Genomic DNA, 15,473 nt, shown 5'->3' on the forward strand with positions numbered 1-15,473 from the left:
CTTTGAAAATAAAAAATTATATGTTATTCTTTATTTGTAATCTGAAAATTAAATAAGCAACACTAGGGGAGCCTTTGGCTGAGACGAATACTCGGACCCTTTGAACCTGATCTGGTTAACACTAGCGTAGGGAAGTGGCAGGAACATGACGATATATCATTCGAACAATGAATTTGTATATAATCAAGACCACTTATCCCTCAGCTGGATTAGTGGTCTTTTTCGTTCTTCTGCCAATCCTGAAACAAGAAAATGGAAGAAAGGGGAGAAGAAGATGGACAGGCATCTGCACTTGATCAGTGATGGCAGTTTTTCCGAGCAGCATTTGCAAATAGTGAAGCGGATTCAGGCTGAGATTGATTATTTGCATATCAGAGAGAAGAACAAGACAGCGAAGGACATTCTGGAAATCATCGGTGCATTAGAAAATATCGGATTGCCATTAGAGAAAATAATAGTGAATGACAGAGTAGATATTGCTGTGATAAAGCAGTGCGCAGGTATTCAGCTGGCGTTTCACAGTCCTTCCATTCCACTTGTAAAAGAAAGCTTCCCTGAATTGAAGGCAGGAAAGTCTGTTCATTCTTTAGCTGAGGCAGAGCAGGCGCAGCAGGAGGGAGCTGATTATGTGCTGTATGGCCATATTTATTCCAGCAAGTCCAAAGCCAATCAGCAGCCCAGAGGATTAACGGAACTACAGGAAATGACTAACGCGCTGTCTGTGCCGGTATATGCTATTGGCGGGATTACTCCTGAGCGGGCGAAAGAAGTAACTGCCGCAGGAGCAGGCGGCATCGCGGTCATGTCTGGTATTTGGCAGGCAGAGGATCCGGTCCAAACTGTCAGAGCTTACCGGCAAGCGTTGAATATATGAAAAGGAGGGAGAAGATGAATAAACAGTTTGATCAAATTATTGTAGGCGGCGGAGTTATTGGCTGCTCTATTGCTTATCAGCTGGCCAAAAGAGGCAATCGGGTGCTGGTCATTGAAAGGAATCAAATCGGCTGCGAGGCTTCCAGTGCCGCAGCAGGTATGTTAGGCGCTCAAGGAGAGTTTACAGAAGACAGTCCGCTTTTTCGGTTTGCACATGAGAGCAGAGCGCTATTCAAAAATTTATCAGAGGAACTGAAGGAAGCGTCAGGAGTAGATATTCAATATATTCATAAAGGAATCATGAAGCTTGCTTTTCATCAGCAGCAATACAGCAAGCTGCAAAGCGTCGCGTCCTTCCAGCGGGAAGCGGGGAACCCTGCGTATTTACTGTCAGTAGAAGAAGCGAAAAAAATGGAGCCAAGCCTGACGGAGAATCTTCGTGCTGTCCTGTATTTGCCGGATGATGGTCAGGTTTCCGCCCGTCATCTGACCAAAGCCTTCTCTCTGGCTGCATCTCATTATGGTGCGGTGTTGCATGAGCAGGAAAGCGTTAATGAGCTGTTGATAGAAAATGAAACGGTTTATGGTGTCCGGACAACAGAGGCAATCTATGAAGCGGTCCAGGTTATTGTTGCAACAGGAGCTTTCGGAGATGAATTGCTGCCTGCAGATTATGCTGCGATTCCGGTGAAGGGCGAATGTCTGCTGTTAGAACTGGACCAGAAGCTATTTCAATCAACACTTTGGATGGATGGCTGTTACCTTGTTCCGAAGCAGGGAAAAAAGGTGATTGTTGGAGCCTCCTCCATACCAGGAAAAATGGATAAGCATGTCCATGCCGCAAGCGTCCAGAGACTGCTGTCACGAGCGCAGAAAATGGTTCCGGAGCTGGCAGAGGCGAGGATAAGAAAAATGTGGGCAGGCATCAGACCATCTACAGCTGACGAACTGCCATACTTGGGCGAGATTCCGGGAATCCCAGGCCTATATGCGGCAAAGGGACATTATCGAAATGGCATCTTACTATCGCCTATCACGGGAATTTATATGGCAGATTTAATAGAAAATAAGCCGGTTTCCCCGCTTTATTATGATTGCTTTCATGCGGACCGTCAAAATAAAAAATTGGAAAAGGCAGGTGAATCAACATGAAAATCACAGTGAATGGCAACGGATTAGAAGTGCAGGAAGAGGTAAAGCATGTCAAAGGCTTAATCGACTTTCTGGGATTGGAAGATAAACCTTTGATTATCGAGCATAATCAGCAGATATTACAGAAGGAAGAGCATGAAAAAGCGGTGTTGGAAAATGGAGACAAGGTAGAAATCGTACATTTTGTTGGAGGAGGTTAAGCAAATGCTTACAGTTGGAAACTATCAATTTAAATCACGTTTATTCTTAGGGACAGGTAAATATCCGGATTTTGATATTCAAAAACAGGCGGTAGATAAATCAGAGACAGAGGTACTCACTTTTTCTGTCAGAAGGATGAATATTTATGATCCTTCCCTGCCCAATTTTTTAGAAAAAATCGATGTGGACCGCTATACGTTTTTACCAAATACAGCAGGGGCAAAGGATGCGAAGGAAGCGGTGCGAATTGCTAAATTAGCGGCCGCTTCAGGACGATGTGATATGGTCAAGGTGGAAATCATTGGCTGTGATAAAACGTTGCTGCCTGATCCGGTAGAGACATTGAAAGCAACAGAAGAACTGGTGGCAGAAGGTTTTACAGTGCTTCCTTACACCTCAGATGATGTGGTATTAGCAAAAAAACTGGAGGAAGCAGGAGCCCACGCCGTGATGCCTGGAGCTTCTCCCATTGGAAGCGGGCAAGGAATCATCAATCCATTAAATCTTTCTTTTATTATCGAGCAGTCAAAAGTGCCTGTCATTGTCGACGCAGGGATTGGATCGCCTGCTGATGCAGCGTATGCCATGGAATTGGGCGCAGAAGGTGTTTTACTGAATACAGCTGTTTCCGGAGCACATGACCCTGTAAAAATGGCAGAGGCAATGAAATATGCAATAGAAGCAGGGAGACTGGGGTATGAAGCGGGAAGGATTGCGATGAAAGATTATGCTGTAGCCAGCAGCCCGGAGGAAGGGATCAGCGTTGGAAACTAATCGTTATCATCGTCAGATATTATTTGCGCCAATCGGCGAGTCTGGCCAGGAGAAGCTGAGCCAAAGCCATGTGCTGATTATCGGTGCAGGCGCTCTGGGGTCGAGCAGTGCGGAAGCTTTGACGCGTGCGGGCGTTGGCCACATAACATTAATTGACCGGGATTATGTAGAAGAAAGTAATCTGCAGCGGCAGCAGCTGTTTAGTGAAAAGGATATGGAACAGAAAATGCCCAAAGCCATTGCTGCCAGACAACGGCTTTCTGAAGTGAATAGCCATGTCAAAATAGATGCGATTGTTGGAGATGCTGAGGTGGATATATTGCGGAAAATAGTGCCTGAAGCAGATCTTATCATCGACGCGACGGATAATTTTGAGACAAGACTTTTGCTGAATGATATGGCGCAAAAGTATCAGAAACCATGGATTTATGGAGCGATTGTAGCAAGCTATGGAGTTACTTTCACGGTGGTTCCTAAAAAAACTCCCTGTCTACAATGCTTGCAGGAATACATTCCAGTTAATGGCGCTACCTGTGACAGCGTCGGCGTTATTCAGCCGGTTGTGCAAAAGGTGGTCTCCCAGCAGATAACAGAAGCGTTAAAGCTATTGACGGGTAACGAAGCGGCTTTATCAGGAAAAATCATTTCCTTTGATCTTTGGAACAATGAGCATGTGGAAATAGAGGTAGCTTCCTTACGCAAAGCGGATTGTCCATCATGCTCAGAGAAAAGAAGCTATCCAAACCTTGCTTACGATTCTCATTTGAAAACCGCTGTGTTATGCGGCAGAAATACCGTCCAGCTCCGTCCGCAGCGTAAACAAACAGATTTGAATGAAGTAGCCAAAGAGCTGCAGAAGAATAACCAGATCAAGCTGTTTCAAAATCCTTATCTGCTTTCGTTTGAAGTGGACTCCTTCCGTATTGTGCTGTTTCAGGACGGGAGAGCATTGGTTCATGGGACGATGGACCAGATGGAAGCAAAAAATATCTATCACCGCTATTTGGGATAATTAACTTTTATCACAGGGAAACGCCCATAAAATTCCACACCCTGTATAAAAAAGGAAAATATATTAATTTAGATAGGAAATCAGGTGAACTGACTCCTTGACTCAATCAGGCTCATTCAGCGGGAGAAAAGAAAAATTTCCGCTGAATGAAGTTTTGTTTTATACTTAGAAAAACGAATATGAATTAAAATTATTCTGTATAAAAGTGGTGAAGAAAAAATGAAGAAAGGTATATATCTTACTCTGAGCATCCTGGTTTACCTCATTATTCTAACTGGCTGCAATGAAAAAAGAGACTATGAAACAGACGGCCCTTTTATCACAGTAACTTCTATTTCCACCGGGCCAGATGAATACAGACATTTTTACCCGGTAAACTATGCTGTTTATGAAAACGGGAAGCTGACACTGCATACAGAACAGACAGGTGATATAAAAATAGGTGAAGATGCTCCAGTATATGAAACAAGTGTTTCTGAAGAAGAAGTGGAAAAGATTAAAAGTCTGATAGAAGATAACTTCTGGCAGCTTCCCGAAGATGTATCAGATGATGACTCCGTTGATGGGAGCTTTTATTATGTCGACGTCCATTTAACAGATTCCACGACTAGAGTCGGCGGACTGAACCCGAATGAAGCGGGATTTATAGAAATAGTTGATTATGTACATAATTTGGCAGAAAGGGAAAATCGGGAGCTGTGGGAGAAGCAATTAAGAGAGCATATTTATAAAATGAATCCTGATTCTTAATTTCTTGTGTAATCTAAACTAAATCATTGTTCGGGGAAATAAAATTCAGGATAAAAAATGAAATAACCTTCCTAAATGGATATAATAAGATTAGATGAAATAATCTAAAACGTAAGGAGACTAAATATGACAGCAGAAAATAAAAAAGAGCTTTCTCAAGCGGAACAGGAAGAATTACTGGGGAAATTAAAGACGCGTTTTGAAAAGAATACGGAGCGTCATCAGGGTCTGGAATGGGAACCGATTCAAGCCAAGCTGGAGGGGAATTCCGAAAAATTAATCTCCTTATTTGAAATGGAGAGAACGGAAGGCGAGCCGGATGTAATTGGATATGATGAGGAAAGGGAAGAATATATCTTTGTAGACTGCTCGAAAGAAAGTCCTAAAGGACGCAGAAGTGTGTGCTATGACCGGGCTGCATTAGAATCAAGAAAGAAGCACAAACCGGAAAATAGTGCGATAGATATGGCAACGGATATGGGCATTGAAATGTTAACAGAAGACCAATACCGCGAACTCCAAAAGCTTGGAACTTTTGATGCGAAAACATCAACCTGGGTAAAGACACCGACGGATATTAGAGAACGAGGCGGAGCACTTTTTTGTGATTTCCGTTTTGGGCATGTTTTCGTATATCATAATGGCGCGGAATCTTATTATGGTTCCCGTGGGTTCCGGGGGATGTTACGAGTGTAGCAGTAAGCAGGAGAAGGATATGGAGAATCAGGAATGGATGTAAACCGACAATTCTTGATTCTTTTTTATTTGTACAAAGAATAACAGAGCAGAGAGGAGCATTTATTTGCTGGTCAATAGAGGATGGCTTATTTTAGGCATTATTTGGACGGTTTTTTTTGCCGGTATGGGGATCGTATACAATTAAAACATTTAAACCTAACAGTAAACGACGTGGAAGCTTCGCGGGAGTTTCTGGAGAAATACGTTGAAATGACATGTGTGAACAGTCGTGGAAAAGGATTTGCAGCTATGTTTGACGATAATCAATTCGTTTTGACGCTGATGAAAGGGAAAGATGTTCGATATCCGAAAACCTTTCACATTGGATTCCCGCAAGAAAGCAGAGAGAAAGTGGATCAAATAAATAAACAGTTGAAAGAAGGTGGTTATGAAGTAAATTCTTCCATTGAATCTCATGGATATACTTTTTATGTGAAAGCCCCTGGTGGATTTACTGTGGGGATTTTGTCTGAGTAAAATAAAAATTTAATTCCTTTCCTGGGAGTTTAAGATATCCAAAAATCCCTGTGAATAACCGAGTATTGATAAAACTCGTATTCACAGGGATTTTTCAAAAGGGTTTATAAGTTGTAATTATCCTTTGGCTAAATACTTATTTAAAATACACTTCGTCTCCCGGATAAATCAAATGTGGATTTGGAAATTGATTAATCTCCTGCAGCGTAGTCCATAAATAATTATATTTCAGACCAATTTCAAATAGTGTATCCCCAGACTTTACAGTATAGACGGTTCCTTCAGACTGATTTTGGCTGGTTTTCCCACCAAATTCAATTCCTGCAGCGTTAGCGATGATTTTTGGTAAATCTGTATTATCATGGGCTCCTGAAAATTTATCAGCTCCTGGACCATATGCGTAGACTGGGATATCCACTCCTGTGTGATTTGTACTTGTCCATCCGACATTGGCCTTCGAACTGATGACTGTATTGATTGCCATTATTGGATCTTCAGCTTTCTGAATCGATTGAATTTCTTCTTCTGACAATTCCATATCTGTATATTTATTTACTACTTCACCAGCATTAGAGCGATCATCATTTAGCTCTGCTGCGATATTCTCACCGGTTGCCGTTACACTTTGAAGCAGCTCTGGATTTGCTGTGCCTGAACCATTGGCACCTACAGTCATGCCGCCTGTTTCATGGTCTCCTCCGACAATAACCAGCGTATTACCATCTTCTTCAGCAAAATCAATCGCTTCTTGGACTGCTGCTTCAAAGGCACCTACATCTGTCATCGCCCATGCTGCATCATTCGCGTGACCTGCCCAGTCAATCTGGCTTCCTTCTACCATCAGAAAAAAGCCGTCTTCATCTTTGTTTAGGGTATCAATGGCGGTTTGCGTCATTTCTGCAAGGCTAGGTTCTTCCTCCGTATCGCGATGCAATTCCGGTGACATAGCATCATCTGCGAATAATCCCAGTAAATTCTCATTTTCTAAATCAATATCTGCTTCCAATAATTGATTGCGATTTTCAATAAGCTGATATCCTTGCTCTTCTGCTTGCTGGAGCACATTAGCTTCTGCCTGATTTCCCCCTTCTGATTCTGGAAGGAAATTATTTTTCCCGCCGCCTAGTAAAACATCAATCTCGTTATCTATTAATTGTTGGGCAATCTCTGTTTCCTTATTCCGGTCATCTACATGTGCTCCAAAAGCTGCCGGAGTTGCATGTGTAATAGTGGAGGTAGCAACAAGTCCCGTGGACATATCTTTGTTCTGTGATGCTTCTAAAATCGTCTGCTGCGGGTTACCCTCTGGGTCCAATCCAATAACGCCATTATTCGTTTTGACACCTGTTGCCATAGCTGTACCTGCTGCAGCGGAGTCGGTAATATTGGAATCAGCGGAATATGTAGTATACATTCCTCGCAAATGGGTATCCCATACTGCAGGCTCTCCTTTATAATGCCGATAATTGGTTGCATAATCTGCGTTAAAGCCATCGGGAATCATATAAATGATATTTTCCGTCTTCTCTCCGTTCCCCCTGCTGTTATTCAATTGGCTGTTTCCGTCTGCACTAGCTGCTGTGGTGCTTACTCCTGAAAAAATAATTCCGGCGCTTAACGCTGCCACTCCAAGCTTTTTTAACATTCCATCATCCTCCTTCGAAATTGAACTTAACCTCATTGTAGGTGAAAGACTTTAACTGAGGATGAATAGAATGTAAATAATATGTAATGTTCTGTTTTTTATTAATAAGATAAGGATAAGTTTTTTTAATGTATCGCATTAATATTCTATAATTAAATTTTTCCAGGCTGAATCCCATTTTTTATTACGCATCCGCTCTCTATAAATAGAATGGAGCTCTGTACCTTTTACATAATACGGCGTTGGTTTGACAATGCCTTGAAATAAATCGTCTAAGCCATGAGGAGCCATTATTTTAATTTCATGACGATACATCTGTGCAGCAACGGCAGTGGGTGTCTCAGGAAATTGAGAAACACCATCAAAGGAAGAGGTATAAGGGAGGTTGTTATTCTTTAAATGCATCCTCGCTTGATTTTTCACAGACCATGGCTGTCCAGGCATCCATTTTTCTAATTTCGCTTCTAGTTTTTTTTCTGTATCTTCGGAAATATCCGTTTGGTCAAAATAAATAACATCAATATCATTTATTTTTGTATGATAATCATATAAGGTATCCCAAACTTTACTTCTGATTAATCCAGCAGCAACCCAGCAATCACTCAGTTGTAATCTGTCCACTGTTTGTAAAATCGATAGGATATAGCTGTCTTGTTGGAGAATCGCTATTAATCTGTCTTCGAACTCTATCATATGTATCACGCCCTTTTTTATCTGGCTATATTGTATAGCATAATCAGACTGAATGAAATGCTGCATTATTTTATAGAAACATCTGAATATATAACGAAACTTCACTCAGCGGGAGTTTTTCGGACGGTTTTCCGTGATAAAATAAATGGTAAAATAAAAAAAGATATAAAGTTAATTTATGAGGGAGGTAGATTCTAATGGGAAAATATAAAATCATCCTATTTGATTTAGATGGAACACTTTCTGACCCAAAAGAAGGCATAACCAAATCTGTTCAATATGCATTAAATAAAATGAATATTGTGGAATCCAGTCTGGATAAGCTGGAATGCTTTATTGGTCCCCCTCTACAAGTGTCTTTTACTGAATATCACCATTTTAATGAAGCGAATACGCAAAAAGCAATCCAGTTATATAGGGAAAGATTTAAAGAAAAAGGGATGTATGAGAATACGTTATACCCTGATACGACAGGATTATTACAAATACTGAAGGAACAAGGGTTTATTTTAGCAGTCGCTACGTCAAAGCCGACTGTTTTCGCAGAGCAAATACTGGAGCACTTCCAAATAAGTAAGTATTTTGAAATTATTGTAGGAAGCAATTTGGATGGGACGAGATCTGCAAAAGCAGAGATTATCCAGTACATTATAGATAATTATCCCGAATATAGATTGGAAGAATTTATCATGATTGGTGATAGAAAGCATGATATTATCGGAGCCAATCAAACTGGCATAGATTCCATCGGTGTTACATACGGATACGGTTCATTGGAAGAGTTAAATGGTGAGAAGCCCACATTTGTGGTAGATAGTTTGAAACAGGTAAATATGATTTTGGGTGGAGAAAGCTTTTCTGAAAAATAGTTGAAAGAGAGCTGGGAAGCTTCACCGATTTCCATGCCCTACTTTTCATGTGATTGGAGGAAATGCCATGTCGAAAACCAAACGTTTAATTGAGCTAATGATGACAGTAAATGCAAAACGCAAATTCACAGCGAGAGAGCTGGCAGAGGAATTTAATGTTTCTTACCGGACGATTCTCAGAGATTTGGATGAATTAAGTGAGCTGGGAGTGCCGCTTTATTCAGAAGTTGGCGCAGATGGCGGCTATTACGTATTGAATGAGCGGATGCTGCCTCCGGTTTAATTAAAAGAGTCAAAAGCCATTGCGCTTTATTTTGCATTTCAATCCCTGCAATTTATTGGCTCTTTGCCTTTTGAAGCGGAAACAGGCTATGTTTTAAAGAAATTATATAGCTACCTGCCAAATGACGCGAAAATGCGTATTGATACGATGAAGGATCGGATTGTTTTTTGGAATCCAAGTCGTGTACAAACCGCAAATGAACTGGATATATTATTAAATGCAGCGGTAGATCAATCTACGCTTACGATTCAATATGACAGTCAAAAGGAAACAAAAGAGAGACTGATTCAGCCCATCGGCTTGTACAGTCATAATGGTTTCTGGTATTGTCCGGCCTATTGTTTTCTGCGTGAGGATATTCGTTTATTTCGTGCAGATCGAATAAAAAAAGCGGAGCTTACTAATGAAAAAGGGCAGGAATTGCCTTATTCATCAGTGATGGACTGGATTGAGCTGTCAGAATCTGAGGTTTCTGACCCGATTCCGTTTACAGTGGAATTGACACGAGAAGGAGTACGGCGGGCGATGTCAGAAATGGATTTAGAAAGGCATGTTCAGAAGCGGCAGAACGGAACTGGGTGGGTGGAAATGAACATACCAAAGACCGAGCTGACATACTTTGTTGATCTGGCCTGGAATTTTGGCAGGGAAGCGCAAATTATAGAACCGGAAGAAGCAATAACCCTTATGAAAAGAAAGTTAAAAGATTTGCTGGAGAAATACCATTAATTTTTCAACTATTTTTATCAATGATGACAGGATTTGTCATGATTCCATGATAGGGTAGAAAAAACAATGAAAGGATGAGCGTAATGAATGCTGCAACTATTTTAAGAGACGAGTTATTAGCAGAGTTGGATCTTGGTATCCGGTCTATGGAAGGATTGTTAAAAAAGGTGGAGGAGAAGGATTGGAGTTACCAGCCGGCAGAAAATATGCGCAGCCTCAGGGAGTTGGCGCAACACATTGCATCGATACCAGAAGTAGACTTGAATCTTTGGCAGGAAAAGGATCAGGAGACAATTCAACAGTTAGAATCAAAATATGAGAAGCTGGAATCTTCCGAGGAACTGATTGAAGCGATGAATCGTGGCTTGCAATTGTACAAAAATTACATGCTTTCCTTGTCAGCTGACGATTTTTTAACGAAAAAGACGAAACCCTTTTACCTGGAAAAAGGTGAAACACAGGCGCATTGGCTCGTGGAAGAAGTTTCTCACCTATTCCATCATCGGGGACAATTCTTTAACTATTTAAAGCAGCTTGGTTACGATATTAATATGTTTGATCTTTATGTTTAATAGAAAAGAAACAGGATGGAGGAATACGGTATCATGAACTTGGAGGATGTTTTTCTAAACAATCCAGCGTCTTCTGTTAGAGAATTGGAAAGTGTCATTCAGGATGTTTATCAGCTTGTACAACGCGAATATCCGCAAATAGACATGTCACTGGCTATTGACCAATCGCTATTTTTACGTCCTGAGCATGAACGAGAATAGAAAGCTGTATAAATAATAAGCGGATATAAGTTAGATGACACAGCCGCTAACTTATATCTATTTATTATAGTATACAGCCAAGTCATGCTAACAAATGATTAAAAAATGTTTCAGCTGCCAGAGATAAGGAATTACCTTTTTTCGTAGCTAATCCAATTTTTCTCAAATCAATAACCTCGTCTATGTTTACTTCAAATAACTCTTTTTCAGCTAATTCTTTTTGTACAAGCTCTTTCGCAACAAACGCAATACCCATACCAATTTTTGCACATTCGATTAATAATTCCACGCTGCCAACTTCTATATCAGACTGCACTTCCAATTCTCGTGTAAGAAAAAGCTGATTTAGAAATTTCCTGGAGCTGCTTGCTTCGGAAAAAGAAATAAGCGGATATTCTTGGATTGCTGACAGAGAAAGTCTTTCTTTCGATAAGTGCTGAAACTTCTTCCCGGCAACAAATGTAGTGTGAAGACTTAAAAACTCCGTTATAGAAATATTATTTTGATGCACTGGCAGATGAACAATGCCAATATCAATCAGTCCATTTTCCAGTTTTTCTAGAATCTGTGGTGTCGAGCCATGCTGTAACCTGATTTGGATGTCGGGATATAACTCTTGAAAGGTTTGTATATAGGGAAGAAGATAATGCTTGCATGTGGAATCACTCCCTCCAACGGTAACAGACCCGTTTTGTAGATTTTTCATTTCTGTCATTTTTTGTTCTGCATGATGAATTAAATCAAACGCTTGTTTGAGATAATCAAATAACACGTCCCCTTCCTTTGTCAGCAGAACTCCCTTTGATGTTCTGGTGAATAGCTGCATACCCAGTTCGTTCTCCAGCTGTTTAATGGAATGACTCACACTTGGCTGCGTAATAAAAAGACGATGTGCGGCTTTACTAAAGTTCTTTTCAATAGCTGTTATGTAAAATACACGATATAAGTCTGTATTTATGATATAGACACCACCTATAGCTCTTATTAAAAATAACAATTTCATTTATATCATAATCCAAATTATAATGAAGAACAAACAGCATCGGTTAGAAGGGGAGATAAAGATGGAGGAAAATCTTATGTTTGACAGCAAAGCCAGAAGTCCCTGGACCTCTTTGCAAGGGATTGAAAGGATAACTGTTTCGCCTGGGAAGCATAGAATAGAGGATTCTATCACTATTCCAGGAAGTAAAAGTCTGACAAACAGAGCGCTTATCATGAGCGCTTTAGCAGACGGTAAATCCCAAATAAGCGGCATCTTAAAAAGTGATGATTCCTATTGGTGTATCGAGGCATTAAAAAAATTAGGAGTGAATATCAAGCTTCAGGGTAATACAGCGTATGTCAATGGAAACAGAGGTTGGTGGAATTCTGCTGATTTATATATAGGTTCAGCTGGAACCATTGCAAGATTTCTGCCAGGAGTCTTGGCTGCGTGTCATGAAGGAGAGTGGGAGCTGGAGGCGAGTCAAAGCATGCGTAAAAGACCGGTTGCACCGCTTATTGACGCTTTAAAAGAGCTTGGTGCTGAAATCGATTATTTAGCTGCGAAAGATTATTATCCATTGCGGATTAAAGGAACTGAAATGAAAGGTGGAGAAGTCAGCCTTTCAGGTGCAATATCCAGTCAATTTATCAGCGGGATATTGATTGCTGCACCGTGTTTCAATGAAACCACGACAGTAACCATCAAGGACGAAATTGTGCAGCATGCCTATGTTTATTTAACCCTGGATTTAATGAAGGAGTATGGTGCAGATGTACAAGATGATCATGCGCTCCAGCAAATCGTTATAAATCCTCAAGGGTACAAAGCGGAAGATATCCAACTGGAGCCAGATGCCTCTGCGGCCTGCTACTTTTTGGCGCTGGCGGCGGTGACAAACGGAAGGATACGGATAAATGGTTTGACAGAGAAAACCAAACAGCCGGATATTCAGATGCTGGAGGTCTTTGAACAAATGGGCTGTCGGGTTACGAAGGGCGCTGATTTTATTGAATTAGAGGGCACAATGAAACTAAAAGGCGATTTTGAGATATCCATGAAAGAGATGTCTGATCAGGCATTGACTTTAGCGGCAATCGCGCCTTTCGCAGATGGTCCAATAACGATTAAAGGTGTTGCACATATCCGCCATCACGAATCTGACCGGATAAGTGTTATCTGTAAAGCATTAACCCAGCTGGGGATCATAACAGAAGAATTTAACGACGGGTTAAAAGTTTATCCTGGCAAGCCGAAACCAGCCTTATTAAACACCTATGATGATCACCGGGTTGCGATGGCATTGGCCTTGATCGGAGCAAGAGCAGAAGGAATCGAGTTAAACGATCCCGGCTGTGTTTCTAAAACATTTCCACCATATTTTGCGTTATTGGAGGATTTAGGTGTGAGGATAACAAAGCATCAAGCTTGATAATTACAAAGCGGCTGCTGCTTATCCAGTGCATATCATAATTATATTGCCATCAGGGTCGCTTATATTAAAATAAGCAAAATCAACAAATTCTACGATTTCCGATACGATCTCATATTGTAATTTTTTAATATGCTGATAAGCCTGATCAATATTATCTGTATGAAAATTAAATAGAGGGTACGGCAGCGGTGTGATTTCTTTTGTTGCACCAGTTGGTCCTGTATCCGAAATCCATTATAACATAATATTGGGAATATTATGTTATAATGGATTGTCTAATAATGTATGTTTAGCCTATATAAAAACCAGCCTTCCTTCAAAATTAGAGAAAGGCTGGTTCCGTTATGATTCAGCACAGTATAGCTGGCTATAAGACCTCCACTTCAAGAAATGAAGGAAGGATTATGATAACGTCTCTTTTTTATGATTCTCATACAAGTCTTTACATGCTTTCGGAGCTGTCCAGAAGGTAGTCAACAATAAGAACACAACTGGGACAGCAGTAACAACGATAAACGACTGTAATGAATTGACACTGTTTTCACCAACGGATACAAGGACAATAGCTACTAAGCCCATAACCATCGCAAAGAAGGCTCTTAACCATCTTGGCGGATGCCCGTTACCGGAGATAGCCATGGATATTGTTAGTGACATAGAATCTGTTGTTGTTAATACAAAGATGATTGTGGCTAATAGAAACAAGAAACTGAAAATGGTACCTAGCGGTAATTGTTCCGTAATCGCCATCATGGCAGCAGGCTGCCCGGATTCATTCAAGGCGGTCGATATCGATCCTGGAAGTTCTAATTCCTGGAAAATCCCGGTGCCGCCGATAACAGCAAACCAGATAGTCGAAACGACAGGAGCTATAATTGCAACAGCTACAATAAGCTCGCGAATGGTCCGTCCACGCGAAATGCGGGCAGAAAAAACAGCCATCATTGGGCCGTAGCCGATAAACCATGCAAAGAAAAATACAGTCCATAAGTTGAGCCATCCTTCATCACCGCGATAAGTGCTGAATGGAATAAGTTCATTCACATAGAGCCCGAACGCTTCAAGATAATGATTGAAAATAAAATATCCTGGGCCAAGTATCAATACGCCAATAATTAATGCTACCGCCAAAATAACATTAAAGCTGCTTAAAAGCTGAATCCCCCGATGAAGGCCGGATACAGCAGAAATAGCTGCGGCGACAACGAGTAAAATAATAATGGTAATATGAACGGCTAGTGTATCCGGAATGTTTGTAATGGCGCTCAATCCGTAGCCTGCCTGCAATCCTAAAAATCCAATCGGACCAATCGTTCCAGCTGCAACAGAAATAATTGCAAAGGAATCGACAATGGTTCCAAATGCACTTTTATAAATAACTTTTTCTCCAAAGATTGGATAGAGAAGGGATCTTGGCTTTAATGGCATTCCTTTATGATAATGGGAATACATCAACACAATCGTGCCAAGTGTCCCTAAAATCGCCCATGAGAGGAATCCCCAATCAACAAAGCTCATTGCAAGCGCAGGTACAACGGCCTCCGGTGATGCATTTTCAATTCCTGAAAAATGAGGAGGAACCTCCAGAAAATGACTCAAAGGTTCTGCGGCTGCCCAAAACACACCGCCTCCAGCTAATAAAGTACACATAATTATAGAAATCCATTTAAATGTACTCATTTCCGGTTTATCAATATTCCCCAAACGGATTTTTCCATATTTCGAAAAGGCTAATATTAAAGCTATAAAAAACGTTCCAAGTATAACGATCTGATAAATGATTCCAAAATAAGTAGCTGACCAGCCAAATAAAGTGTCCACCATATTTGCAACAAAGTCTGCGTTAACCAGCGCGGCTATGACAAATAGGATAAGCGCACCGCCACTTATCAGAAATGTAGGTAAATCTAAAGAGTTCTTCTTTTTATTTGAAGCTTGCATTACTTCTTTTCCTCCAGTTTGTTAATTATTCTATCCATTTATTCTTCCTCCGAATCCCAATTTCTATTTAATGAGTATATACTTTTTTTACGAGGGGAAATGCGAAAAAGCCCCGACATGTTCTTTTATTATCATGAAATAGG

Annotated in this window: 19 protein-coding genes and 1 riboswitch; of the genes, 14 read left to right on the forward strand and 5 right to left on the reverse strand. The window is 40.7% G+C overall.

Annotated features, from left to right (window positions below; all coding sequences use genetic code 11):
• The first annotated feature begins 54 nt into the window (after positions 1-54).
• Positions 55-150: riboswitch (TPP riboswitch) on the forward strand.
• The 8 genes from BN997_RS08085 to BN997_RS08120 all read left to right on the forward strand — a co-directional run bounded on the left by BN997_RS08085 (position 146) and on the right by BN997_RS08120 (position 5,977).
• Entirely contained in the window at positions 146-874 is a 729-nt protein-coding gene (locus BN997_RS08085; RefSeq protein ID WP_244882351.1) for a thiamine phosphate synthase, read from the forward strand. (Overlaps the previous riboswitch by 5 nt.)
• Positions 875-888: 14 nt before the next feature.
• Positions 889-2,025 carry a glycine oxidase ThiO gene (thiO, locus tag BN997_RS08090; protein WP_042531224.1) on the forward strand — a complete coding sequence of 379 codons (1,137 nt, stop codon included), beginning with the start codon at positions 889-891 and terminating at the stop codon, positions 2,023-2,025.
• On the forward strand, positions 2,022-2,225 hold the full coding sequence (thiS, locus tag BN997_RS08095; protein WP_042531226.1) for a sulfur carrier protein ThiS: 204 nt from the start codon (positions 2,022-2,024) through the stop codon (positions 2,223-2,225). Before thiO ends, thiS begins: the two co-directional genes overlap by 4 nt.
• A gap of 4 nt (positions 2,226-2,229) precedes the next feature.
• Complete coding sequence (locus tag BN997_RS08100) at positions 2,230-3,000, forward strand: thiazole synthase (protein WP_042531229.1); 771 nt, start codon at positions 2,230-2,232, stop codon at positions 2,998-3,000.
• Entirely contained in the window at positions 2,990-4,012 is a 1,023-nt protein-coding gene (locus BN997_RS08105; RefSeq protein WP_042531231.1) for a ThiF family adenylyltransferase, read from the forward strand. The genes BN997_RS08100 and BN997_RS08105 overlap by 11 nt, the downstream gene beginning before the upstream one ends.
• Before the next feature lie 219 nt (positions 4,013-4,231).
• The gene (locus tag BN997_RS08110) at positions 4,232-4,762 is read left to right on the forward strand and encodes a hypothetical protein (protein ID WP_042531233.1); all 531 of its coding nucleotides are present in this window, start codon (positions 4,232-4,234) and stop codon (positions 4,760-4,762) included.
• 126 nt (positions 4,763-4,888) lie between these two features.
• On the forward strand, positions 4,889-5,458 hold the full coding sequence (locus tag BN997_RS08115) for a DUF4256 domain-containing protein (RefSeq protein ID WP_042531235.1): 570 nt from the start codon (positions 4,889-4,891) through the stop codon (positions 5,456-5,458).
• A gap of 177 nt (positions 5,459-5,635) precedes the next feature.
• The gene (locus BN997_RS08120) at positions 5,636-5,977 is read left to right on the forward strand and encodes a VOC family protein (RefSeq protein ID WP_042535905.1); all 342 of its coding nucleotides are present in this window, start codon (positions 5,636-5,638) and stop codon (positions 5,975-5,977) included.
• Between the two features lie 136 nt (positions 5,978-6,113).
• Here the strand turns inward: BN997_RS08120 and BN997_RS08125 are convergent, their stop codons facing one another.
• Both BN997_RS08125 and BN997_RS08130 read right to left on the reverse strand, forming a co-directional pair.
• On the reverse strand, positions 6,114-7,622 hold the full coding sequence (locus BN997_RS08125; protein WP_084612886.1) for an alkaline phosphatase: 1,509 nt from the start codon (positions 7,620-7,622) through the stop codon (positions 6,114-6,116).
• Between the two features lie 138 nt (positions 7,623-7,760).
• Entirely contained in the window at positions 7,761-8,315 is a 555-nt protein-coding gene (locus BN997_RS08130; protein ID WP_042531238.1) for a nucleotidyltransferase family protein, read from the reverse strand.
• Positions 8,316-8,512: 197 nt separating this feature from the next.
• Here BN997_RS08130 and BN997_RS08140 point away from each other — a divergent pair, with 197 nt between their 5' ends.
• From BN997_RS08140 to BN997_RS23165, 5 genes are all read left to right on the forward strand, one after another.
• Entirely contained in the window at positions 8,513-9,184 is a 672-nt protein-coding gene (locus BN997_RS08140; RefSeq protein WP_042531243.1) for an HAD family hydrolase, read from the forward strand.
• Positions 9,185-9,251: 67 nt separating this feature from the next.
• A complete protein-coding gene (locus BN997_RS23475) occupies positions 9,252-9,467 on the forward strand; it encodes a helix-turn-helix transcriptional regulator (protein ID WP_244882352.1) in 216 nt (71 codons plus the stop codon).
• Positions 9,468-9,530: 63 nt separating this feature from the next.
• Complete coding sequence (locus tag BN997_RS08145; RefSeq protein WP_244882353.1) at positions 9,531-10,196, forward strand: helix-turn-helix transcriptional regulator; 666 nt, start codon at positions 9,531-9,533, stop codon at positions 10,194-10,196.
• Between the two features lie 83 nt (positions 10,197-10,279).
• Positions 10,280-10,768, forward strand: coding sequence for a DinB family protein (locus BN997_RS08150; RefSeq protein WP_042531245.1), 489 nt, complete (start codon positions 10,280-10,282; stop codon positions 10,766-10,768).
• Between the two features lie 33 nt (positions 10,769-10,801).
• A complete protein-coding gene (locus BN997_RS23165; protein WP_175297022.1) occupies positions 10,802-10,969 on the forward strand; it encodes a hypothetical protein in 168 nt (55 codons plus the stop codon).
• Between the two features lie 82 nt (positions 10,970-11,051).
• Here BN997_RS23165 and BN997_RS08155 read toward each other — a convergent pair whose 3' ends face one another.
• Positions 11,052-11,972 carry a LysR family transcriptional regulator gene (locus tag BN997_RS08155; protein ID WP_244882354.1) on the reverse strand — a complete coding sequence of 307 codons (921 nt, stop codon included), beginning with the start codon at positions 11,970-11,972 and terminating at the stop codon, positions 11,052-11,054.
• A 76-nt stretch (positions 11,973-12,048) separates the two neighbouring features.
• On the opposite strand from BN997_RS08155, the gene aroA reads away from it, so the two are divergent.
• Positions 12,049-13,386: a 3-phosphoshikimate 1-carboxyvinyltransferase gene (aroA, locus tag BN997_RS08160; RefSeq protein ID WP_042535911.1), complete on the forward strand. Its 1,338-nt coding sequence runs from the start codon at positions 12,049-12,051 to the stop codon at positions 13,384-13,386.
• A gap of 21 nt (positions 13,387-13,407) precedes the next feature.
• Here aroA and BN997_RS23750 read toward each other — a convergent pair whose 3' ends face one another.
• On the reverse strand, positions 13,408-13,620 hold the full coding sequence (locus tag BN997_RS23750; RefSeq protein WP_084613019.1) for a VOC family protein: 213 nt from the start codon (positions 13,618-13,620) through the stop codon (positions 13,408-13,410).
• A gap of 171 nt (positions 13,621-13,791) precedes the next feature.
• Positions 13,792-15,330, reverse strand: a complete 1,539-nt coding sequence (locus tag BN997_RS08165; RefSeq protein WP_042531247.1) for a BCCT family transporter — start codon at positions 15,328-15,330, stop codon at positions 13,792-13,794.
• Between the last annotated feature and the right edge of the window lie 143 nt (positions 15,331-15,473).

This window comes from Oceanobacillus oncorhynchi, from assembly GCF_000821065.1.
Classification (GTDB): domain Bacteria; phylum Bacillota; class Bacilli; order Bacillales; family Amphibacillaceae; genus Oceanobacillus; species Oceanobacillus oncorhynchi.